This window comes from Oceanobacter kriegii DSM 6294 (assembly GCF_000422845.1).
GTDB lineage: Bacteria > Pseudomonadota > Gammaproteobacteria > Pseudomonadales > Oceanobacteraceae > Oceanobacter > Oceanobacter kriegii.
In genome coordinates, this window is record NZ_KE383932.1 from 230,928 (window position 1) to 252,278 (window position 21,351).

General features: G+C 56.1%; 20 protein-coding genes. 18 read left to right on the top strand and 2 right to left on the bottom strand.

Features of this window, described 5'->3' with window-relative positions; genetic code table 11:
- Positions 1-56 precede the first annotated feature (56 nt).
- A complete protein-coding gene (locus G516_RS0117595) occupies positions 57-317 on the top strand; it encodes an FAD assembly factor SdhE (RefSeq protein ID WP_028294756.1) in 261 nt (86 codons plus the stop codon).
- Positions 295-753 (top strand): hypothetical protein, encoded by a 459-nt coding sequence (locus tag G516_RS0117600; protein WP_028294757.1) that lies wholly within the window; start codon positions 295-297, stop codon positions 751-753. The genes G516_RS0117595 and G516_RS0117600 overlap by 23 nt, the downstream gene beginning before the upstream one ends.
- A 69-nt stretch (positions 754-822) precedes the next feature.
- On the opposite strand, the gene nadB is transcribed toward G516_RS0117600, so the two are convergent.
- Entirely contained in the window at positions 823-2,448 is a 1,626-nt protein-coding gene (gene nadB / locus G516_RS0117605) for an L-aspartate oxidase (protein WP_028294758.1), read from the bottom strand.
- 193 nt (positions 2,449-2,641) lie between these two features.
- Between nadB and rpoE the strand changes: the two genes are divergently transcribed.
- From rpoE to acpS, 12 genes are all read left to right on the top strand, one after another.
- Positions 2,642-3,229 carry an RNA polymerase sigma factor RpoE gene (gene rpoE, locus G516_RS0117610; protein WP_028294759.1) on the top strand — a complete coding sequence of 196 codons (588 nt, stop codon included), beginning with the start codon at positions 2,642-2,644 and terminating at the stop codon, positions 3,227-3,229.
- Positions 3,230-3,249: 20 nt separating this feature from the next.
- Positions 3,250-3,951 carry a sigma-E factor negative regulatory protein gene (locus G516_RS24125; protein ID WP_051219567.1) on the top strand — a complete coding sequence of 234 codons (702 nt, stop codon included), beginning with the start codon at positions 3,250-3,252 and terminating at the stop codon, positions 3,949-3,951.
- Positions 3,952-3,989: 38 nt separating this feature from the next.
- Entirely contained in the window at positions 3,990-4,982 is a 993-nt protein-coding gene (locus G516_RS0117620) for a MucB/RseB C-terminal domain-containing protein (RefSeq protein ID WP_245582695.1), read from the top strand.
- A 17-nt stretch (positions 4,983-4,999) separates the two neighbouring features.
- Positions 5,000-5,461, top strand: coding sequence for a SoxR reducing system RseC family protein (locus G516_RS24130; RefSeq protein WP_051219568.1), 462 nt, complete (start codon positions 5,000-5,002; stop codon positions 5,459-5,461).
- A gap of 2 nt (positions 5,462-5,463) precedes the next feature.
- Positions 5,464-6,852 carry a DegQ family serine endoprotease gene (locus G516_RS0117630; RefSeq protein ID WP_028294761.1) on the top strand — a complete coding sequence of 463 codons (1,389 nt, stop codon included), beginning with the start codon at positions 5,464-5,466 and terminating at the stop codon, positions 6,850-6,852.
- Positions 6,853-7,059: 207 nt separating this feature from the next.
- Positions 7,060-8,859 (top strand): translation elongation factor 4, encoded by a 1,800-nt coding sequence (gene lepA / locus G516_RS0117635; protein ID WP_028294762.1) that lies wholly within the window; start codon positions 7,060-7,062, stop codon positions 8,857-8,859.
- Between the two features lie 12 nt (positions 8,860-8,871).
- A complete protein-coding gene (locus tag G516_RS0117640; RefSeq protein WP_084645186.1) occupies positions 8,872-9,231 on the top strand; it encodes a DUF4845 domain-containing protein in 360 nt (119 codons plus the stop codon).
- Positions 9,232-9,918, top strand: coding sequence for a ribonuclease III (rnc, locus tag G516_RS0117645; RefSeq protein WP_028294764.1), 687 nt, complete (start codon positions 9,232-9,234; stop codon positions 9,916-9,918). It begins immediately after the preceding gene.
- On the top strand, positions 9,915-10,805 hold the full coding sequence (era, locus tag G516_RS0117650) for a GTPase Era (protein WP_028294765.1): 891 nt from the start codon (positions 9,915-9,917) through the stop codon (positions 10,803-10,805). The genes rnc and era overlap by 4 nt, the downstream gene beginning before the upstream one ends.
- A 35-nt stretch (positions 10,806-10,840) precedes the next feature.
- The gene (recO, locus tag G516_RS0117655) at positions 10,841-11,497 is read left to right on the top strand and encodes a DNA repair protein RecO (RefSeq protein ID WP_169449556.1); all 657 of its coding nucleotides are present in this window, start codon (positions 10,841-10,843) and stop codon (positions 11,495-11,497) included.
- A gap of 32 nt (positions 11,498-11,529) precedes the next feature.
- Complete coding sequence (pdxJ, locus tag G516_RS0117660; protein ID WP_028294767.1) at positions 11,530-12,267, top strand: pyridoxine 5'-phosphate synthase; 738 nt, start codon at positions 11,530-11,532, stop codon at positions 12,265-12,267.
- Between the two features lie 7 nt (positions 12,268-12,274).
- Positions 12,275-12,691 carry a holo-ACP synthase gene (gene acpS / locus G516_RS0117665; RefSeq protein ID WP_051219569.1) on the top strand — a complete coding sequence of 139 codons (417 nt, stop codon included), beginning with the start codon at positions 12,275-12,277 and terminating at the stop codon, positions 12,689-12,691.
- Here the strand turns inward: acpS and G516_RS0117670 are convergent.
- Complete coding sequence (locus G516_RS0117670) at positions 12,664-15,540, bottom strand: response regulator (protein ID WP_156879095.1); 2,877 nt, start codon at positions 15,538-15,540, stop codon at positions 12,664-12,666. The genes acpS and G516_RS0117670 overlap by 28 nt on opposite strands.
- Before the next feature lie 303 nt (positions 15,541-15,843).
- Here G516_RS0117670 and cysM point away from each other — a divergent pair, with 303 nt between their 5' ends.
- The 4 genes from cysM (at position 15,844) to mazG (ending at position 21,318) form a co-directional block, all read left to right on the top strand.
- Entirely contained in the window at positions 15,844-16,755 is a 912-nt protein-coding gene (cysM, locus tag G516_RS0117675; RefSeq protein WP_028294770.1) for a cysteine synthase CysM, read from the top strand.
- A gap of 92 nt (positions 16,756-16,847) precedes the next feature.
- Positions 16,848-18,212 carry a 23S rRNA (uracil(1939)-C(5))-methyltransferase RlmD gene (gene rlmD / locus G516_RS0117680; RefSeq protein WP_028294771.1) on the top strand — a complete coding sequence of 455 codons (1,365 nt, stop codon included), beginning with the start codon at positions 16,848-16,850 and terminating at the stop codon, positions 18,210-18,212.
- Positions 18,213-18,214: 2 nt separating this feature from the next.
- Complete coding sequence (gene relA, locus G516_RS0117685) at positions 18,215-20,461, top strand: GTP diphosphokinase (protein WP_028294772.1); 2,247 nt, start codon at positions 18,215-18,217, stop codon at positions 20,459-20,461.
- Entirely contained in the window at positions 20,458-21,318 is an 861-nt protein-coding gene (mazG, locus tag G516_RS0117690) for a nucleoside triphosphate pyrophosphohydrolase (protein ID WP_211225143.1), read from the top strand. Before relA ends, mazG begins: the two co-directional genes overlap by 4 nt.
- Positions 21,319-21,351 lie beyond the last annotated feature (33 nt).

Sequence of the window (21,351 nt, forward strand, 5' to 3'; positions counted from 1 at the left end):
TTTCAACACAGCATGCAATCCCTGACGTTATAATGACGCTCAAACAGGAGGCCAATGTGACTGACAATATTGAACAAAAACGCCTGCGCTGGCACAGCCGTCGCGGCATGCTGGAACTGGATGTGCTGTTGATTCCCTTTATCGACGAAGCCTACGAACAACTGGCAGACGACGATAAGAAGCTCTATAAAGTGTTGCTGGATCAGGAAGACACCGATCTGTTTGCCTGGTTTCTGGAGCGTGTTGAGCCAGAAGACAGCGGTTTGCAACGCATTGTGACCCTGGTTCTGGAGCATGCCCGCAGCCGCGGCGCTTGATTGGCAACTGCGCCGCTCCAGACTTCAAAATCGTCTGGATGCGCTGGCGCTGTTGATTCTTCTGATCACCTGTGGGGCGGTGTTTGGCGCCTGGGCCGCGATGGCTCTGGCAGTCGTTATTCTGCTCACAGGTGGTTGTCTGAGGCGATTTGTTCGCCCGGTGGTTCGGCTGCGGCTGAACACGCCCTCTGGCACGGGCGTGCCGCTATTACGTTTACACACTCAGGATTTGGCTGACTGGCAGTTGATTCGGGAAGACGGTTCCTGCACAACCGTGCGTTGGCGTGTCGGTTCTGTTCGACGGTCGCAGGTGTTGTTGCTGCGCTATGGAATCTGGCCGTGGCAGGGGCTGATTATTCGGCCGGACTGCTTTGCCAACCCGCAGGATTACCGCACGTTAGTGCGCGCCTTGTACGGCAATCCCGCGCTGGGCTGAAGAAGGGCAGGGCTGAAGCAGTTGCTTGCAGGCAGGCTGCTTCAGCCCTTACATAAAGGGCTTGGGAACTCAGATTTCGCCAAGCTCTGTCGGGTGTTTGGAGCTGAGGACGGTATCGAAGGCTTTCGGCAAGGCTTTCGGGTAGTCGCGGCTGTAGTGCAGGCCACGGCTTTCCTTGCGGTGCATTGCCGAGCGAATGATGATCTCCGCCACATCAACCAGATTCCGCAATTCCAGCAAATCCGCAGTCACGCGGTAGTTGCTGTAGAACTCCTGAATTTCCTGACGCAGCAGGTTTACCCGGTGCTTGGCTCGAACCAGTCGTTTGGTGGTGCGCACAATACCCACGTAGTCCCACATAAAGGCTCGCAGTTCTTCCCAGTTGTGGGAAATCACCACGTCTTCATCGGAGTCGGTCACCAGGCTGGCATCCCAGGCCGGAACGGCCGGGGTTTCTTCCTGCTGATCCAACATTTCCTGAATGTGTGACGCCGCCGAGCGCGCATACACCAGACATTCCAGTAGTGAGTTGGAGGCCAGTCGATTGGCGCCGTGTAGGCCGGTACAAGCGGTTTCGCCGATGGCGTACAAGCCATCGATGTCGGTGCGCCCAAAGTGATCCGTTACCACGCCGCCACAGGTGTAGTGGGAGGCTGGCACAATCGGGATCGGCTCTTTGGTGATGTCGATGCCGAGTTCCAGACAGTGGTCATGGATGGTCGGGAAGTGCTGACGAATGAAGTCGGCCGGTTTATGGCTGATGTCCAGATACAGACACTCAGCCCCCAGACGTTTCATTTCATGGTCGATGGCGCGGGCCACAATGTCGCGCGGGGCCAGCTCGCCACGGGGATCAAACTGATCCATAAAGCGTTCGCCGTTTGGCAGCTTGAGCTGACCACCTTCACCACGCACCGCCTCGCTGATCAGGAACGAGGTCGACTCCGGATGGTAAAGGCAGGTTGGGTGAAACTGGTTGAATTCCATATTGGCAACCCGACAGCCGGCGCGCCATGCCATCGCAATGCCGTCGCCCGAAGCGGTGTCCGGGTTGGTGGTGTAAACGTATACCTTGCTGGCGCCACCGGTGGCCAAAATGGTCGCACGGGCAGTGATCGAGACCACCTGATTGCTGCTTTTATCGAGGAAGTAGGCACCAATGCAGCCCTGACCATCGAGACCGAGCTTTTCCCGGGTAATCAGGTCCACGGCAATGTATTGATGCAACAGGTGCAGGTTCGGACGTTCCTGGGCGCGTTTGATCAGGGTTTCGGAAATGGCCAGTCCGGTGGCATCGGCGGCGTGAATGATTCGGCGGGCGCTGTGACCACCTTCACGGGTCAGGTGGAAACGCTGGTCACCGCCTTGTTCGGCCAAGCCGTCGAGGGTGAAGGGAACGCCCATGTCGATCAGCCATTGAATGGCTGATGCCGAGTTTTCTACGGTAAAGCGTACCGCGCTCTCGTCGCACAGTCCGGCACCGGCAATCAGGGTGTCGTTGACGTGGGCGTCGACGCTGTCGGTTTCATCCAGAACCCCTGCAACGCCCCCTTGTGCCCAGCGGGTGGAACCGCTGTCGAGCCGCTCTTTGCTGATCACGGCAACCTGCAGGTCTTCCGGCAGGGAAAGGGCAAGAGTCAGACCAGCGGCACCACTGCCAATGATCAGTACGTCATAGGTTAACAATTCGCTCATCTTATAGGGATGCTATCTGTCGATTTGCCTCTATAATGCCAGCCCTTGATGAGCCAGAACAACGATTGTGAATTTTTATGTGAACTTTCGTGAAATGGCCGGGTCACTAATACTGAGCCAACACATGGAGGCCTTAAAAGTGACCAGCGCAGCGATAATGAAGAAAGAGCCTATGAGGGCATCGGAATCCGGCATGACAGATAACAAAACAACAGATCGACAGTTGGTCGCACGAGTCCAGAAAGGGGACCGTCGCGCATTCGATTTGTTGGTGCTGAAATACCAGCATCGCATTTTGTCTTTGGTTGGACGTTTCATTTCAGATTTTGCTGAGGCGCAGGATGTCACTCAGGAAGCCTTCGTGAAAGCCTATAAGGCGCTTCCGAACTTTCGTGGCGAAAGCGCTTTCTATACCTGGATGTACCGCATTGCGGTAAACACAGCCAAGAATCATCTGGTCAGTCGTGGCCGTAAAACCCCAACCCAGGACATCGATCCTGATGACGCGGAGTTTTTCGGCGACTACAGTCCAATGAAGGACATCGACACACCTGACGGTCTGCTGCAACGCGACCAGTTGCGTGATGTGGTGTTCAAGGCCATCGACGATCTCCCAGACGATCTGCGTATGGCAATCACTCTGCGTGAAATGGACGGCTTGAGTTACGAGGAAATTGCAGAGGCAATGGAATGTCCTATTGGTACCGTACGTTCCCGAATTTTCCGGGCGCGTGAGGCGATAGATAAGAAAATGCAGCCACTTGTAATGGCGACTGCTTGACGTTCTGGAAGGTATTGGTAATGAACGATCGCATGAATGAATCCCTGTCTGCATTGATTGACGGGGAAGCTGATGAGCTTGAAGTACGGCGTCTCCTGAATGAAGTTGAACAGGATGACGAGTTGCGTGAGCGTTGGTCCCGCTATCAGATGATGGGTTCCCTGCTGCGTGAAGAGCCAACCATGATGGTTGACCTCTCAAAGGGCATTATGCAGGCCATTGATGGCGAACCAATGGACGAAGTACCGGCTCGTGAACGCGCCGCTACCGCAGGGTCTGATGTGGTCGCTACCACTGAAACCCGTTCAGGCACCTGGAAGCAGGGCTGGATTGCATCCGGTGCTGTGGCCGCGTCTGTGACACTGGCCGTTCTGCTGGGTGTGCGGGTTGTAGATGACAACATGCTGGGTAATGGCGGTGCTGCCATGGTTGCCCAGTCTGCTCCACAGGCGGTGATGCCGCTTGAGTCTGCAGCGGTTGCTGGTTCTGACATCGTTCCGGTCAGTCAGCAAACCATTGCACCGGCTCAGCTGTCTGTCGCCTCTGCTGATGGCAGCCTGATGGCCAGTGATTCTGACCTGACCGAAGACCAGCTGCGTGATGCGCAAAACCGTTTGCAGGAATACGTTCTGCAGCACAGCGAACATGCGGTGATGAACTCAGGTCGTGGGCTGATGCCTTTCGCCCGGGTCACCAACTTTGAGCAGGGCGGAGAAGAGTAGTAGTGAAGTTCGCCTGGATCGGCATATGTGCTGCAGTGATGTTTTCTGCTGCGGCTCATGCCTCTGAAGCAGTCGATGTGTCGGCCTCGCCGGTTTCAGACTCTGAGCAGAAACCCAGGCAATGGCTACAGCGTATGGCGGACGCCATCAAGCACGAGAATTATCAGGGCGTGTTGGTGTTCGGCAATAACAAGGCCTGGCACACGTTATCCGTAAACCATGCGATTATTGATGGCGTGGAGTACGAAAAAATCAGTCACCTGACCGGTATGCCTCGCGAGATCGTTCGCAATGGCTCGACGGTGACTTATGATCAGGCGGGTATCTCTTCGGTATTCCGTGATCAGGGTTCGCAGCTCCTTTCGGGCGTTGATCCTGATACTCCCACTCTGGATGAGTTCTATCGTCTGGATGTTTCTTCCAAAGCTGGCCGGGTGGCCGGGCACACAGCCATCAAACTGAAAATTCGCCCTGTCGATGAATATCGCTTTGGCCAGAATCTGTGGCTCGATGCGGACACCGGTTTGTTGCTGCGTTCGGACTTGTTGGATAAAAACAACAAGTTACTGGAGCGCTATCAGTTTGCTCAGGTAGACATTGGCAAGCCACAAACCATTGCTGACTTTGAATCGGCTAACGTGGTGCCTTTGACGACGTCTCTTACAGACGCTCAGGCCCATAACTTGGCGGGCAACGTTGCCGGTGGCGTGCAGGAACTGGCGATTACCAAACCGTCCAACTGGTATCCGGAATGGGTGCCGCCGGGCTTTTCCCTGACGGGCAGCCGGGTGGGTCAGCAAAGTGGCGAAACCGCCATGTACTCTGATGGCCTGACGGCATTTACCCTGTTTGTTGATCCGATCGAGCACGAAGCCATCCCGAATTTCAGCAAGCGCTGGGGGGCAACCTGCGCGGTTGTCAGACACCAGCAGCTTGGTGATGCCAATATGCGCATCACCGTTGTAGGCGAGCTGCCGGTTCAGGCAGCGCAAAAAATTGCATCTTCTGTCCGGTTTCGTGACAAAAACTGACCATCGGTTCTGAATACATGGCGCAAGAAAGTGTCTTAGTGGCTGACGTAGGCGATGGCGGCGTTTGGGTTGAGTCGGTGCAGCGTTCCTCGTGTGGAAGCTGCCAGGCAAAATCCGGCTGCGGCCAGTCTGCGCTGGAAAGTATCGGACGCCCTGTTCGATTGTGGGTTGCCACCGACCTCAAACTGGAGGCTGGCCAACAGGTAACTCTGGACCTTCCCGATGGAAGCCTGATGAGCAGTGCACTGGCACTCTACGGAATCCCCATGGTGGGGCTGATTCTGGGTGCCGTTGCCGGCCAGACGGCAGGGGGCGAATCGGCCTCCATGCTGGTGGGCTTATTGGGGCTATTATTTGGTTTTGGCGCTGCCCGTTGGTTGTCTAACCAGCGTAAAGGGCAATGGCTACCCCGAATAGTCGCGGTCGCTGAACCGGGCACTACAATGACAATAACAGCTTCGGAGCATCTAAAGGGTTGAATATGAGCAAGTTCTTCCGTTTGTTTGTACCTGTTTTTCTGGTGGTTATGACGGCCACTGCCAACGCCAGCCTGCCGGACTTTCGGGATCTGGTGAAAGAAACCTCTCCCGCCGTCGTCAATATCAGTACCATCCAGCACGTCCAGTCGACGGCCTACAGCGACCGTTACGGGGTGCCGGAAGACATGCCGGAAATTTTCCGCCACTTCTTTGGTGCGCCTGGCCAAAGCCCACGCGGTGAGCAGGAAAAAACCTCACTGGGCTCCGGCTTTATCGTTTCCAAAGACGGCTACATCCTGACCAATAACCACGTCATCGACGGTGCTGATGAAATCATCGTGCGGCTTAACGACCGTCGTGAGCTGGATGCCAAACTGATCGGTGCTGATCCAAGTACCGATTTGGCGGTTCTGAAAGTCGAGGCAGATGATCTGCCAATTGTTGAATTGGGCAATTCCGACGCACTGGAAGTCGGTGAGTGGGTGGTTGCGATTGGATCGCCATTCGGCTTCGACTACTCCGTGACCGCTGGCATCGTCAGTGCCAAGGGCCGCAGCCTACCGAACGAAAACTACGTACCGTTTATTCAGACCGACGTTGCCATCAATCCGGGTAACTCCGGTGGCCCGCTGTTTAACCTCGACGGCGAAGTCGTAGGTATCAATTCCCAGATTTACACCCGCTCGGGTGGCTTTATGGGGGTCTCTTTTGCCATCCCGATCAATGTCGCGATGGACGTTGCTGATCAGCTGAAATCCACCGGTAAGGTCAGCCGCGGCTGGCTCGGTGTGGTGATTCAGGAAGTCAGCAAGGATCTGGCGGAATCCTTTGGTCTGGACAAGGCCGCTGGTGCATTGGTCGCCCAGGTCGTGCCGGGCAGCCCTGCTGACAAGGCCGGTTTGAAAAGTGGCGATATCATCACTGCCTTCAATGGTGAGCCTATTTATCTGTCTTCCGACTTGCCGCACCAGGTGGGCCGAGTGAAGCCGGGTAAGGTAGCCAAGGTCGATCTGGTTCGTAACGGCAAGCGCAAGCGTCTGAACGTTGAAATTGGTGTGCTGGCCGACGCTGATGGTCACGGCTCTGGTAGCCAGTTGCCACCGAATGAATACGAAAGCGAGCGCATGGGCGTGGTGGTTGCCAACCTGGAAGATGAACAGCGTCGTAAGCTCGGCTTCGACGGCGTGGCCGTGCAGTCTGTCACTGATGGTCCTGCGGCGGTATCCGGTCTGGTGAAGGGCGACATCATCACCATGATTCATGGCGAAACCATCAACGATATCGACGACTTCAAACAGGCCGTGGGTAATCTGCCGGGTGATCGCAGTGTGCCGATGCGCATTGTGCGTCGCGGTTCGGCGCTGTTTATTCCATTGCGTGTGCCGGAATAACCACCACTGGCGTTAGTCATTCCCTGTGTTCCAGGGGAAACAACACAGGCAGCTTCGGCTGCCTTTGTTGTTTATGGGGTTTTGTCTGGCGTGGTATTTGGAGCCGTCGGACAGCCAGATTCCGACTCGGTTGGTCATGGATTAGCCTTGAGGCCCGCTTTCAAGTAGAATTCTCGCCCATTTTGTTTGTTCTTCTGGAAGTATTTTGTGAGCCACCTGGACCGAATTCGTAATTTCTCCATCATTGCCCACATCGACCACGGCAAATCGACCCTGTCTGACCGTTTTATTCAGGTGTGTGGTGGTTTGAGTGACCGTGAAATGCAGCAGCAAGTGCTGGATTCCATGGATATCGAGCGTGAACGCGGCATCACGATCAAGGCCCAGAGCGTTACGCTGGACTACAAGGCCAAAGACGGTAACACCTACCAGCTGAACTTCATTGATACACCGGGACACGTGGACTTCAGCTATGAAGTATCCCGCTCGCTGTATGCCTGTGAAGGTGCGCTGCTGGTGGTTGATGCCGCTCAGGGTGTGGAAGCGCAATCCGTTGCCAACTGCTACACCGCCATTGAGCAAGGTCTGGAAGTACGTCCGGTACTGAACAAAATGGACTTGCCACAAGCCGAACCAGAACGTGTGGCGCAGGAAATTGAAGAAATCATTGGTCTTGATGCCATGGACGCTGTGCGCTGTAGCGCCAAGAGCGGCCTGAACATTGAAGACGTGCTGGAAGATCTGGTGGCCAACGTACCGGCACCGGAAGGTGATATTGATGCACCGTTGCAGGCGCTGATCATCGACTCCTGGTTCGACCCTTACCTGGGCGTTGTGTCCCTGATTCGTGTGAAAAACGGCTCGATTCGCAAAGGCGACAAGATTCGCCTGAAGAGCACCGGCAAGGATCACGGCGTTGATGGCGTGGGTATCTTCACACCAAAACGCAAGGAAACCGGCGAGCTGCGCACCGGCGAAGTGGGCTACATGGTTGCCGGCATCAAAGACATTCATGGCGCCCCGGTGGGTGACACCATTGTGTCTTCCAAGCACCCGGACACGGCCCCGATCCCGGGTTTCCAGAAGGTCAAGCCGCAGGTATACGCCGGTTTGTTCCCGGTCAGCTCCGACGACTTCGAAGACTTCCGTGACGCGTTGGAAAAACTGTCCCTGAATGACGCCTCGCTGTTCTACGAGCCAGAAAGCTCCGATGCCCTGGGCTTCGGTTTCCGCTGTGGCTTCCTTGGCATGCTGCACATGGAGATCATTCAGGAACGTCTGGAACGTGAATACGACCTTGACCTGATCACCACGGCGCCAACGGTAATCTACGAAGTTGTTAACAAGAAAGGCGAGAAGCTCGAAGTCGATAACCCGTCGAAGTTGCCAGACGCAGGCAGCATCGAAACCATGTACGAGCCGATTGCCGAATGTAACATCCTGGTGCCGCAGGAACATTTGGGCAACGTGATTACCCTCTGTGTGGAAAAGCGTGGCGTACAGATGGACATGCAATACACAGGCAGTCAGGTGTCCCTGCGTTATGAAATCCCGATGGCCGAAGTGGTGATGGACTTCTTCGACCGTCTGAAGTCATGCAGCCGTGGTTTTGCCTCGCTGGACTACAACTTCAAACGCTTCCAGGAAGCGCCACTGGTACGTCTGGACGTGCTGGTTAACGGTGAGCGCGTAGATGCGCTGGCGGTGATCATGCACCGTGACAACGTACGCCGTCGTGGTAATTCCCTGACCGAAAAAATGAAAGAGCTGATTCCGCGTCAGATGTTCGACGTGGCGATTCAGGCCGCCGTCGGTAACCAGGTAGTAGCACGTACCACCATCAAGGCAATGCGTAAGAACGTACTGGCCAAGTGTTACGGCGGTGACGTCAGCCGTAAGAAGAAACTGCTGCAGAAGCAGAAAGAAGGTAAGAAACGTATGAAGCAGATTGGTAGCGTGGAAATTCCTCAGTCTGCGTTCCTGGCCGTGCTCAAGGTAGATGATTAAGGTACTCGACCGATGAAACGACAATCCGGAATGTCCATGATGGGCTTTATGGCCCTGCTGTTGGGTGTCGGTGTGGCAATCAAACTCAGTATGGCGATTGTGCCTATGTACTGGGATAACCGTTTGCTACAACAGGTGATCAGCACCATGCACGAATCCCGTTCCGTTAACTCGGCGTCGACCATCAAACAGGTGCGCGCGGTGTTTCAGGACCGGATTCGTTCCAACAACCTCAACATCCCGCTGGACAATCTGGAAGTCAAACGCGGCCGTAACAAGCTGACCGTAAACCTCAACTACGAGGTGCGCGGTCATCTGGTCGCCAACCTGTTTGCGGTTGGCCAATTTTCCGTACATGAAGAATTCGAATAAGTGAACGACCCATTACTCAAGCTCTCCCAGCGACTGGGATACACATTTAACGACGAAAGCCTGGTGACGCTGGCGCTGACTCATCGCAGCAAAGGCGGCACCAACAACGAGCGACTGGAGTTTCTGGGCGATTCGATTCTGAATTTTGTGATTGCCGAAGACCTGTACCAGCGTTTCCCGCAGGCTCGTGAAGGCAAGCTCAGCCGTTTGCGCGCCCGCATGGTGAAAGGTAAGACACTGGCTGAAGTGGCACGGGATTTTGATCTTGGCGACTTCCTGCTGTTGGGCTCCGGCGAGTTGAAAAGCGGCGGCCACAAGCGTGAATCGATTCTGGCCGATGCGGTTGAAGCCATCATTGGTGCCATTTATCTCGATTCCGGTCTCGACAGTGCTCGTGATCGCATTCTGTCCTGGTACGCCAGTCGACTGGATGATCTGAGCCTGGAAGACCCGATCAAGGACCCGAAAACCCGCCTGCAGGAATACCAGCAGGGGCGTCATCTGGCCTTGCCCAAATACGAAGTCCTTTCTGTACAGGGTCCTTCCAACGAGCAGGTGTTCAAGGTCGAAGTGAAAATCCCTGACGCCACACCATACGTTGCCGAAGGCAGCAGCCGCCGCTCAGCCGAGCAGGCCGCAGCACTGAAATTACTGTCCGCATTGGGCATCAGCGAGGCTGAGGAATGAGCGTGAAAACCGGATTTGTGGCCATTGTTGGCCGCCCGAACGTAGGCAAATCGACCCTGCTGAACCGCATTCTGGGGCAGAAGCTGTCGATCACCTCGCGCAAGCCGCAAACCACCCGTCACCAGATTCTGGGGATCAAGACCGAAGACGACGTACAGATTATCTACGTCGACACGCCGGGGATGCACCAGCGTCAGGAAAAAGCCATCAACCGCTATATGAACAAGGCGGCGACGACGGCGGTAAAAGACGTTGATCTGGTGGTGATGGTGATTGACCGTACCCGCTGGACCGAAGAAGACGAAATGGTACTGGAAGCCATCAAGGGCCAGCGTGCTCCGGTGGTGCTGGTGGTTAACAAGGTCGACTTCCTCAAAGACAAGGATTCCTTGCTGCCATATATGCAGGAGCTGTCGACCAAGTACCCGTTCGAGCAGATCGTGCCGATCAGTGCCAAGCACGGCAACAACGTCGATCGCCTGGAAAACCTGATTGATAGCTACATTCCGGAAGGCGATTATTTCTACCCGGAAGACCAGATTACCGACCGCAGCTCGCGCTTTCTGGCGGCTGAACTGGTGCGTGAAAAAATCATGCGTCAGCTGGGGGATGAACTGCCGTACGAAATGACGGTTGAAATCGAAGAGTTCACCCACGATGGTACGCTGGCAGAAATCAGTGCGCTGATTCTGGTTGAGCGCGCCTCGCAAAAACGCATTGTGATTGGTGAAGCCGGTTCCCGTATCAAGCGCATTGGTCAGGACGCCCGCAAGGACATGGAAACCATGTTCGACTGCAAGGTGATGCTGAACCTGTGGGTGAAGGTCAAATCCAACTGGTCCGACGACGAACGCGCCCTGCGCAGTCTGGGATACGACGACCGCTAATCATGCAGCGGCTGGTGGTTTTGCATCAGCGACCAATGGGCGAAAGCAATTGGTTGCTGAACATCTTCAGTGAGCAGGATGGCCACCAGCTTGTGCTTGCCCCCCGTCGTGCGGGTCGGCTGGCGCTATGGCAGCTGTATCAGGGCGAATGGCGCAGTGATAAGGACTGGCCGCGCATGACGGTCAGTGATCGCTTGTCCGAGCTCAAGTATCAGCGCCAGCAACTCTTCTGTTGTACGTATCTTTCCGAATTACTGATCCAGCTATTGCCCATGGCCGATGCCCAGCCGCAGCTGTTTCAGCGTTTCCTGACCCTGCTGGAAGCCATGCAAACGCCACAGGCGCTGGAGCCCTGGCTACGCATTTTCGAATACCAATTGCTACAGGCCCTCGGTTTTGGCTTTGACTGGCACCAGACGGTGGAAGGGCAGCCGGTGCAGGCAGAGCTTAGCTATCAGTTTCGGGCGGAGCTCGGGCTGTTGGAAATCGATGCCAGACAGTCGGCCGGTACGGATCAGACAGTCCCTGTCATGACAGCAAGCCAGAGCTTGCCGGGGCAGGCGCTGCTGGAGCTGGCCGATGGCGCGTTTAACCGCCGCAATCTGGCGGTTGCCAAACAGGTGCTGAGGCTGGCACTGTCGCAACATCTTTCAAAACCTTTGGTCAGTCGGCAATTGTTTGCCATGCCCTGAAGGGCAGCTATCCACCTTGAGGAGAATTTACCGTGTCTCAATCCCGCGTATTGTTGGGCGTTAACATCGATCACATCGCTACCCTGCGTCAGGCCCGTGGCACTCGTTACCCAGACCCGGTACAGGCGGCGTTTATTGCCGAGCAAGCCGGTGCGGATGGCATCACCATTCACCCTCGTGAAGACCGTCGTCATATCCAGACCCGCGATGTCTACGTGCTAAAGGAAACCCTGGCAACCCGTATGAACCTCGAAATGGCCGTCACCGACGCCATGATTGAGTTGGCCGAAGACATCGAGCCTGCTTGTGTTTGTCTGGTGCCGGAAAAGCGTGAAGAGCTGACTACAGAAGGTGGCCTTGACGTTGCCGGTCAGGAAGCAGCGATTACCGCAGCGGTTGCGCGTTTGGCAGCGGTTGGCAGTGAAGTGTCGCTGTTTATCGACCCGGATAACGCTCAAATTGACGCCGCGGTTCGCTCTGGTGCGCCAGTAATCGAACTGCATACCGGCCGTTATGCCGACGCCGAAAGCCGCGAAGAAGCCGATGCCGAGCTGGAACGCATTCGTGCCGCTGCGGCCTATGCCGCTGACAAGGGCCTGATTGTGAATGCCGGTCATGGCTTGAACTATCACAACGTTGAGCCGATTGCTGCCATTCCGCAAATGAACGAGCTGAACATCGGCCACGCCATTGTTGCCCATGCCGTGTTTGTGGGCTTTGAGCGTGCGGTGGCAGAAATGCGCACGCTGCTGGAAAACGCTCGTCGCTGAGTAAGCCATGACCACTGAAGCACAGTCGCTGAATAATTTGCCAGCCGGTGTGATTGGGGTGGGCACGGACCTGATTAGGGAATCCCGTTTACAAGGTTCGCTGGATCGCCACGGTGAGCGGTTTGCTCGCCGTATTCTGACCGAAGCCGAACGGCTGTTATGGCAGCAGCGCCGCTGCTCGGTGAATTTCCTCGCCAAGCAGTACGCCGCCAAGGAAGCGCTTGCCAAGGCACTGGGTACCGGGATCGCGAAAGGCGTGGGCTTTCAGCAACTGGAAGTGTTGCGCAATGAGCAGGGGGCGCCTTATGCCGTGCTGCATGGTGCCGCCAGGGAGCGACTGGAAGCGCTGGGCGGTAGCCGAGCCTGGATCAGTCTGACCGACGACGATCAGATGATTCAGGCTTTTGCCGTGCTGTCTGCCTGATTCAACAGCGCTGGCCAGTCGTTCTGGCTGGCCCATTGCTCCAGCGTCACGGACGCTTCAATCACTGTGCGCAGCTTGTTTGGCAGTTGCTCGTGCTGCTGTTGTTTCAGGGCTGTTTCCATGCTGTATAACGCCTGTTGCAGAGCGGGCACACCACAGTAGCGGGTTGCCCCGTGCATGCGATGAATAGCACTCTGCAATCCTTCCAGATCTTCTTCTTCCCACAGTTCGCGGATCACATCGGTTTCTTCACGGAGCGTTTTCAGCAACATGGTCATCATGTCGGTTGCCAGTGCTGGCTTGCCACTGGCGGCTTTTAATGCCCGCTGGGGACAGAATACCGGGGCGGCTTCGTCGGCGCTGTTTGCTGCCGGTTCAGCAGGATTGGAAGGTTCAGGTTCCTGAGCTTGTTCATCGGTCCATGTGTTGTCTTCATCGGCTCCGGCGCTGTCTTCACTGGCACGGTAGCCGGTCCATTCCTCAACGCACTCAATCAATTCGTCGGTAGAAATAGGTTTGGTGCAGTAGGCGTTCATGCCAGCCCGCAGCAGCTCTTTACGTTCATCGGCCATGGCATGGGCGGTGAGGGCAACCACCGGCAGTGCTTGTTTGCCCGGCAGCTGGCGGATTTTCTGGGTAGCTTCCAGACCGTTCATGCCCGGCATCTGGATGTCCATAAACACCATATCAAAGTTGCCTTCAGCAACCCGCTCAATGGCTTCGGGGCCGGAGCTGGCACCTTCGGTTGGCAGGCCCAGCAGGTTCAGCAGGGTGACCTGCATCTTCTGGTTCGGCTCGGAGTCATCCACCACCAGAATCGACGGTGCTGGCATGTTCTGGTCTGACGGGTTGCGTTGTTTATCGCGCTCGTCGTAGTCGGCTTTTTTGCCATTCAGCAGGTTGTTCAGCACCTTGTGCAAGCGCATGCTGTTGAGTGGTCGGGACAGGCAAATGGCTGCGCCATAGCTGTCGAGGGCCTGACGGTCCTCTTCGCGGTCGCTGTCGACCAGCGCAATAATTGGCACGCCATGAGGCACCAGTTGCGACACCAGGCGCTGGCATTTGGAGCTGCCAATCAGCTCGCTCTTGATGGCCATGACCACGGCATCAATATTCAGGCGCTGGTTATTCAGCAACTGATCCAGCTCGTCGGCGTTGCGGCAGTTGGTGCTGTCCAGTTGCCATTCCGTCAGTAGCTGGTGAATGTTGTTACTGCTGTGCTTGCGGTCGTCCAGCACGGCAATGTGGCCGTGACCCAGTGATGGCAGTGCTGCACGTTGCTCAGGGTCGATGTCCAGCGATACATGGAAGCTGAAAGTGGAACCTTCGCCGGGGGCGCTTTCGATACGAATGTCACCGTGCATTTCCTGCACCAGTGCCCGCGCAATAACCAACCCTAGGCCGCTGCCGCCAAAGCGTCGTGATGTGCTGCTGTCGGCCTGGGTAAAGGCATTGAACAACTTGTTTTGTTGTTCGGTGCTCATGCCGATACCGGTGTCACGGATCTCGACCAGAATACTGGCCTGATTATTACGTTGGTTGATCAGTGAAATCTGCATCGACACGGAGCCGCTCTCGGTGAACTTGATGGCGTTGTTCACCAGATTACGTATCACCTGCTTCAGGCGACTGCCATCACCGACGACGCAGCAAGGCACGGCAGGATCAATATTCAGCAACAGGTCGAGGCCTTTCTTCAAACCCATAGGGGCACAGGCAATCAGTTCATGCTCGGCTATTTGACGCAAGTTGAACGGCTCGTGCTCCATGATCAACTTGCCCGCTTCAATTTTCGACAGGTCGAGTACGTCAGTCAGCAGCCGCAGCAAATCGGCCGCAGAGGTTTCCATGATCCTGAGGTAATCGATCTGCTGGTCGGTCATACGGGTACGGCCCAGCAGATTCATGTAGCCGTTGATGCCACTGAGCGGGGTGCGGATTTCATGGCTGATGTTGGCCAAAAACTCCGATTTCATGCGGCTGGCTTGTTCGGCTTCACGCTGGCCCAGCAACAACTGACGGTTGCGGATTTCGAGGTCGTCCATGGTCTCCTGAATGTCCCGGGTGGCTTCTTCCAGGGTACGTTGGAATTCCGCTTCCGAGCGTTGCAGGTTTGACGCCAGCTTGTTCAGGTGTATGGCGATATCGCCCAATTCGCCGCCGCCATCAGGTCGAACACGTGTTTCATACTTGCCTTCGGTCATACGGCGCATGGCGTCGAGAATTTCCCGCGATGGACGCGAAAACTGACGGCTGATGTAGATAGCCAGCATCAAACAGGCGAACAGGGTAGCCAGAATCAGACCCAGCGATGAGGCTAGGTGACGGTAGGCTTCAAGGCTGGTATTGGCTGACGACAGTTCGAGCTCGGCCCAGCCCAGCAAACGCGGCGTTGGGTCCTGCTCGGCAAAGAAGTCGTCCGATACCTGATCGGAAATTTCGAGGTTCTGGGCAATGATGGGCGCGCGAATACGAACCGAGCTCGAGGTGCGCATCAGGTGCAGCTGTCCCCGCTGTACCTGTGAGCCGCCTAACTGATCGGTTTTCATGCGGGGGCCGGAGTGGGCCAGTAAATCCATGTCCTGGTTGTAAATACTGACCGCACGAACGTCCGGTTCTTCCAGCATGTTGTTGGCGATATTTTGCAGAATGGCGTTATTGCCGATGGTGACACCGTATTCGCACACCGGAGCCAGCTGTTTGGCCATGGCCAGTGCCCGCTCTTCCAGCAGATCGCCGAGATCCTGAAAACGCTGGGTAATAAAGAAGCCGCCCAACACCAGTGACAGCAACAACCCGGGCAGCATGCCCATCAGCAAGAAACGATGTTGAATATTCCAGTTTTTCATCGGCAAACCATCATGCAGGCGAACGGCCGCCAGCAATGCAGCCCTGTATTCGGGAGAGGTCGGTAGAGACTACTGGTGATGGTCGGGGGGTGCAATAAAAGGCCGTTGATATCTGCCGTTTGGTGGCTGAGGTTGTGGGACGATTTGCGCCATGAGTTTGGCGATTGCTGTTCCTTTGCACACTGCTAACCACTGCATAACCAAAGAAAGATTTATTATTAAAATATTTCGCGCTTCAGGCGTACCATGTATGCCATTTTGTTATAAGCGCCGTATTAGCCGGCCAACGTACCAGGTTTCCTTATGTCTTCAGAGCAACACCCGAACACCCAGTATCCAACCATTACGGATTGCATTGGCAATACGCCACTGGTGCGATTGCAGCGTATGGGCAGCAACGAGCGTGGCAATCAGGTATTGCTGAAGCTGGAAGGCAACAACCCCGCGGGTTCGGTCAAGGATCGTCCGGCCTTGTCGATGATCCAGCTGGCTGAACAGCGTGGCCAAATTACCCCGGGAGATACCCTGATTGAAGCCACCAGTGGCAATACCGGTATTGCGCTGGCAATGGCTGCGGCCATGATGGGCTACAAGATGATTCTGATCATGCCGGACAACAGCACCATGGAACGCCGCTGGGCCATGCAAGCCTACGGTGCCGAGCTGATTCTGGTGGCTGGTATGGAAGAAGCCCGCGACCTTGCCTCGCGTATGGAAGCAGACGGCAAAGGCATTGTGCTTAACCAGTTTGGCAACCTCGACAATCCACAAGCCCACTATGAGGGCACAGGGCCGGAAATCTGGCAGCAGACGGCCGGTCAGGTGACTCACTTTGTCAGCTCCATGGGTACAACGGGAACCATCATGGGCACCTCCCGTTACCTGAAGGAACAAAACCCGGACGTGCAGATCGTCGGTTTGCAACCGTCAGACGGTGCATCCATTCCCGGTATTCGACGTTGGCCGCAGGAATACCTGCCTACCATTTTTGATCAGCAGCGGGTTGATCAGGTGCTGGATATCGGCCAGCAGGATGCCGAAGACACCATGCGTCGGCTGGCTCGTGAAGAAGGGATTTTCTGTGGCGTATCGTCAGGTGGCGCTGTTTTTGCTGCGTTGCAGCTGGCACAGACACTGCAAAACGCCACCATCGTGGCGATTGTGTGTGACCGCGGTGATCGTTATTTGTCCTCTGGTGTGTTTGCACCCCGATAAATAGCCAAACCCTGTCGGCTTTCTGACCGGCGGGGTTGCAAAACCTTCTCCAGTGCCAATACTGTGCGCCGACTCGAACGGAGGGGACTCAGGTGGCATCACCACGAACATTGCAACTAACCATTCAGGATCTGACTTCAGAAGGGCAGGGCGTTGCCCGGCTTGGACGTGATGTGTATTTCGTGCCGGGGGCGTTACCCGGAGAAACCGTCACGGCGCGTCTGGATGGCCGTCGCAAGAAAGTCTGGATGACCCGCCTGCTGTCGGTGGATACCCCGAGTGCCGATCGGGTCGAAGCTCCATGTGCGCATTACCAGCGTTGCGGTGGTTGCGACTTGCAGCACCTGCAATACGACGCTCAGGTGAACTTCAAGCAACAGCGGGTTGAGCGTGAGTTCCGTCGCTACGGCATTGAAGTGCCCGAGTGGGCGGCACCGATCACCGCATCGCCATGGCAGTATCGCCGCAAGGCGCGTCTGGGCGTGCGCTTCAGCAAGGACAAACAGCAAAACTTTGTTGGCTTTCGGGAGCATGCCTCCGAGCACCTGACCAACATCAACCATTGTCAGGTACTGCCGTCGTTTGAAGTACTGGACTGGTCTGCCTGGCGTAGCTTGCTGGAAAGTCTGGCTGGGCGCGATCGCATCAGTCAGATTGAAGTGGTGGCTGCCGATAACGCCATGGCGCTGGTGCTGCGAGTATTGAAACCGCTGTCTGCTGGCGACAAAAAAGCGCTGGCCGATTTCGTGAGTCATCATGGTGCAAAGATGCTCAGCAACACCGTTGCGGGCAGTACGCTGGAATCCGGCCAGTTGCCAGAGAACTACGAAGTGCAGCTGTGGACCAGCGGTGGGCGCGGCACTGAGCCTGAATGTCTGTACCCTGACGCCGCGCAAACACTGGTGCATATGGTGGATGAGCAACCGCTGAAAATGCAACTGAGCGACTTCTTTCAGGTCAATGGTGCGGTTAATCGCACCATGGTCATGCAGGCCATCGACTGGCTGAATCCGCAACCGGATGACGTTATCTGGGACCTGTTTGCCGGTCATGGCAACTTCAGTATGCCACTGGCACGGCGCTGTCAGCAGGTTCATGCAGTGGAAGTGCAGGACAGCATGGTCAGCAGTTTGCGGCAGCAGGCCGAATCGCTGGCGCTGTCCTTGCATGCGGTGGAGGCGGATTTGTCCGAGCCCGGCAAGCTTGCTGCGCTGCCACAACCGGACAAGGTGCTGCTGGACCCGCCAAGAGCGGGGGCGGCGGCCCAAATAGACGAATTGAACGCCCGTAAGGTGTCGCAGATTGTGTATGTGTCTTGTGACGCGGCGACCCTTGCGCGTGACCTCGGTCGGCTCACCGAAGCCGGCTATCGAGTTGAAAAAGCAGGCATCATGGATATGTTCCCACAGACCCATCACGTGGAAACCATGGTGCTGCTAAGCCATCAGGGAAAATAACAATGGTAAAGGTGCGGGAAGACTTGCCGGTTTGGCACGACGGATCACTGGACATCGAACAATGGCTGGAAAAGGTCAAACAGGTCTACGACCTGCGTGAACCGGAAGCCTTGCTGAATGCACTCGATCTGGCCAAACAGCTGTCGGACGAAGCCATCGCCAAGCAAACCTGGTGGGCGGTCGACAGTATGCAAATGGGCCTCGAAATGGCCCAGATTCTGATGGACCTGCGGTTGGATACCGAATCCATCATCGCCGCCGTGCTGTATCGTGGTGTGCGTGAAGGCCGTCTGCCTTTGGCCAAGGTGGAACGTGAATTTGGCAGCGAAGTTGCCAAGTTGATTGAAGGCGTACTGCGGATGGCGGCTATCAGCGCCATTCAGAACTCTTCCGGCGAAACCGTGCTGGGCCAGCGTGAAGCCCAGGTCGATAACCTGCGCAAGATGCTGGTGGCCATGATCGACGATGTGCGGGTAGCGCTGATCAAGCTGGCCGAACGTACCTCAGCCATCCGGGCGGTGAAGGACGCTCCGGACGAACGCCGTCGCAAGGTGGCTGAAGAAGTCTTCAATGTCTATGCCCCACTGGCGCACCGGTTGGGCATTGGTCACCTGAAGTGGGAGCTGGAAGACCTGGCGTTCCGCTACATGCAGCCGCAAGCCTACAAACAAATTGCCTCCTTGCTGGACGAAAAACGGATTGCCCGTCAGGACTACATCGACAACGTGGTGCAAACCCTGCGCGATGAGCTGTTCGGAGCCGGTATTCGCTGCGACGTTTACGGCCGCGCCAAGCATATCTACAGCATCTGGCGCAAAATGAGCCGCAAGAATCTGGATTTCTCGCAAATCTATGACATTCGAGCAGTGCGCATTCTGGTGCCGGAACTGCGCGACTGCTACGCCACGCTGGGGATTGTTCACACCCGCTGGCGTCATATTCCCAATGAGTTTGACGACTACATCGCCAACCCCAAGGAAAATGGCTATCGCTCGCTGCATACCGCGGTAATCGGTCCGGAAGGCAAGATTCTGGAAGTGCAAATCCGTACCCATGCCATGCACGAAGATGCCGAACTGGGCGTTTGTGCGCACTGGCTTTACAAAGGCACGGACACCGGTGGCAAGGACCAGGGCTACGAGCAGAAAATTGCCTGGTTGCGCTCGGTGCTGGAATGGCACGAAGAGCTCGACGACCTGCCGGAGCTGGCGCAGGAGCTGCGCAGCGACATCAATCCGGATCGCATTTACGTGTTTACGCCAGAAGGCCACGTGGTTGATTTGCCCCCTATGGCCACGCCGGTCGACTTTGCCTATCGGGTGCACACCGAAGTGGGCAACAAGTGCCGTGGTGCCAAGGTGAATGGCCGTATAGTGCCACTCACCTACATTCTCAAAACCGGCGAGCAGGTGGAAATTCTGACCCACCCTAACGCCCATCCAAGCCGCGACTGGATGTACCCGGATTCCGGCTACATCCATACCAGCCGTGCCCGTGCCAAGGTGGCCCACTGGTTCAAATTGCAGGCTCGTGACCAGAACGTCGAAGAAGGCCGCGCGTTGGTATTCCGTGAACTCGACCGTCTCGACCTGTCGCAGGAACCGCTGCACGACATTGCCCAGCATATGAACATGAAATCGGTCGACGATATGTTTGCGGCGGTCGGCGCTGGTGACATGCGTGTTGGCCAGATTGTTAATCAGGTATTGCGCCAAACCGATCAGGGCCATTCGCAGCAAGAGCTGCCGTTGCTGCGCAAGAGCGAGTCCAATTACAAGCCGGGTAAGGACGATATTCATATCGATGGTGTCGGTAACCTGCTGACCCAAATGGCCCAGTGCTGTCATCCGGTGCCGGGTGACGACATCAAAGGCTACATCACCATCGGCCGTGGGGTTACCGTACACCGCAGTGACTGTGAAAACCTGCTGCACCTGGAGGCCATCGAGCCAAGCCGGGTATTGCAGGTCAGTTGGGGCAGTGCACCGGCGAAAACCTACCCGGTGGAAATGTCGATTCTGGCTTACGACCGTACCGGCCTGCTGCGTGACGTCAGTGCCATTCTGGCCAACGAGCGGGTTAACGTGATTGGCGTAAATACCCAGTCCAACCAAGGCGAAAACACCGCCAGCATGCAGCTGACGGTGGAAGTGGAAAGCCTTGAGAACCTCGGTCGTCTGATGCAGAAGATCGAACAGCTGCCGAACATCATGTCTGCCCGTCGAATCCGAGCCGGAGGTCAATCTTGAGTTATCAGCTCGACGACCTGCTGACCTTAATGGCCCGTTTGCGTAACCCGCAAACCGGCTGTCCGTGGGACTTGAAGCAGGACTTCGCCAGTGTGTTGCCACACACGTTGGAAGAGGCATACGAAGTTGCCGACGCCATTGAACGGCAGGACTGGCCCCATCTTGAAGAAGAGCTGGGCGACTTGCTGTTTCAGGTGGTGTTCTACGGCCAAATGGGCACCGAGCAAGGTCACTTTGACTTCTCCAGTATTATTGACCGGCTGGTTCGCAAGCTGATCCGACGCCATCCGCATGTGTTTCCGGATGGCACTATGAACAGCGAACGCGACCCTTCTGTTACCCCGCAAGATGCTGAAATTGGTGCCAACTGGGAAGCCATCAAGGCCGAAGAAAAAGCCGAAAAGCGCCAGCGGGCGATTGAGGCTGGCATTGAACTGCGCGATTGCGAACGCCTGTTAGACAGCGTGCCGCCGGCCATGCCTGCGCTGACCCGTGCGGTGAAACTGCAAAAGAAAGCCAGCACCGTCGGCTTCGACTGGAACGACCCGAAGGCCGTGATTGGCAAAATCCGTGAAGAACTCGACGAAGTTGAAGTGGAAGTTGTCGCCGACGACCGTGACCGCATCGAGTCGGAAGTGGGCGACCTGTTGTTTGCCGTGGCGAATCTGGCTCGTCATTACAAAATTGACCCGGAAGTTGCCCTGCGCGGCACCAACAGTCGCTTCAGTCGTCGGTTTGAAACCGTTGAAGACGACGCCATCGAGGCCGGCGGTTGGGACCATGTAGACTTGGCGCAGATGGAAGCCTCTTGGCAAAAAGCCAAGCTAAAAGAAAAGCAGGGCGAAAAGGTCAAATAGAAGCTGGCTGCTTCGACAGGCGCGAACCCTCAG